Origin of the sequence: Actinosynnema sp. NPDC023658 (genome assembly GCF_040639995.1) — a bacterium.
Taxonomy (GTDB): Bacteria; Actinomycetota; Actinomycetes; order Mycobacteriales; family Pseudonocardiaceae; genus Actinosynnema.
In genome coordinates, this window is sequence record NZ_JBFAAX010001173.1 from 1 (window position 1) to 1,615 (window position 1,615).

Here is a 1,615-nt window from a genome sequence, read left to right on the forward strand (position 1 = left end):
CGACCCGGACGAACTGGCGCGGGCGCTGGTCGAGGTCGCGGTCCGCACGTCGGTGCGAGCAGCACGAGGCCGACGGGGCTGGCCCGCACGACCGCTTCGACGGTCCGGTGGGCGTCCTCCACGAGCCGCGCCGAGCGCATCGTCTCGTGGAACATGAACGCGGCGACCACCAGCCCCACCAACGGCATCACGATGGACGTGACGAGCGGACCGGTCACCGCGACCGGCGTGACGGTGATCCACACCGCGGCCCCGGACAGGTACCCCAGCAGCGCGGGGACCGCCCGGAGCGGGAACGTCTCGTTGTCCCCGCGCAGGGCCCGCCGCACGGTCACCGCGAACAGGAAGCCGATCACGGGCTGCGGGTTGGGCAGCACGAACACCGCGCCGTGGGCGACGGCGCACTCCGCCAGCGCGACGAGCCAGCTGTCCCTCCCGGGCAGCAGCCGCCACGACGCCAGCACGAGCACCAGCAGGCCGACCAGCACGAGCCTGCCGGGCCCGTCACCGACGAAGTAGAGCTGGAAGGTGAACGCGACAGCGGTGAGCCAGGCGAAGACCTCGGTCATCCGCCTGATCCGGCGCAACCGCGCCTGACCGGGTGACGAGAGCGCGTCCTCCACCACGGAGCGGGTTGGACGAGCCACGCCCGGTTACCCCCAAGTCAAGCGGCGATCGACTGAACTCCCTGACGGAAGATCGAACTATCCATACCGGCGTTCACGTTCTCAACCGCCATTCGGGTGAGTCCACTATGGACCGTCGCTGCGCTGGGTGGTCGGAGCCGGATCAGGACGCCGGGGTGGCCCCCCGCGGCGGCGCGCTGTCGGGCAGCGGGTCGGGCGTGGCCTCCGCGAGGTCGGCGGCCACCGCCTTGGCCTCGTCGATCTTGCGCTGGGACGCGGCCAGCCGCGCGTCCTCCTCGGGCGTCTCCACCCGGAAGGCGTCGACGTCGAGCGGGCGCGACGCGTCGGTGTCGTCGGCGTCAGGATTACCGGCATCGGGACCACCGGCGTCGACACCGCCCACGTCGGGGCTGTCGGTGGCGCGGGCGGCCGTCTCCGGGTCCGCCGTCCCGGGGGTCGCGGACCCCGGCGTGCCCGACCTGGGCACAGTGGTCGCGGGGGCGCCGGTGCCCGGGGTGTCGATCTCGGGGGTGCTGTCGTCGGGGTCCACGTCCTCGGGGAGGTCGGCCTGGGGTGCGGTGGTGCCGGGTGTGTGCGCTCCGGACGCGTGGGCCGCGGATGCCTGGTCCCCGGACGTGTCGGCGCCGGGGATGCCGCTGCCGGTGGTGCCGGCGGGCATGTCGGCCTCGGGTGCGGCGGTGCCGAAGGCACGGCTCCCGGACGCATCGGTCTCCGGCGTGTTGATCTCACGTTCCTGCTCGTAGGCCATGTGACCAGGGTTTCCGCCCACCCGAACGGCAAACTTGGACACCGGCCGCACGGCGGACTACCGTCGATAAGAGCCCGCTGGTTCGTAAAGCCTGAAGCCGCCGAGGAGACCCGATGTCGAGCACCACGACCGCGCCACCCCGCCCGTCCGCGCGGCGGCGCGTCACCTTCACGGCGGTGCTGCTCACGGTGTCCGCGCTGCTGTTCTGGGTGCCCTGGAC

General features: G+C 72.9%; 2 protein-coding genes. Both read right to left on the bottom strand.

What is annotated here, in order from left to right; all coding sequences use genetic code 11:
* On the bottom strand, positions 1-647 hold a 647-nt coding region (locus tag AB0G02_RS39255), incomplete at its 3' end, for a hypothetical protein (RefSeq protein WP_360805308.1).
* A gap of 142 nt (positions 648-789) precedes the next feature.
* The gene (locus tag AB0G02_RS39260) at positions 790-1,395 is read right to left on the bottom strand and encodes a hypothetical protein (RefSeq protein ID WP_360805311.1); all 606 of its coding nucleotides are present in this window, start codon (positions 1,393-1,395) and stop codon (positions 790-792) included.
* Positions 1,396-1,615 lie beyond the last annotated feature (220 nt).

Coding starts and splice junctions, on each gene's coding strand:
- AB0G02_RS39260 (WP_360805311.1), bottom strand. CDS start 1,395: ATGGCCTACGAGCAGGAACGTGAGATCAACACGCCGGAGACCGATGCG.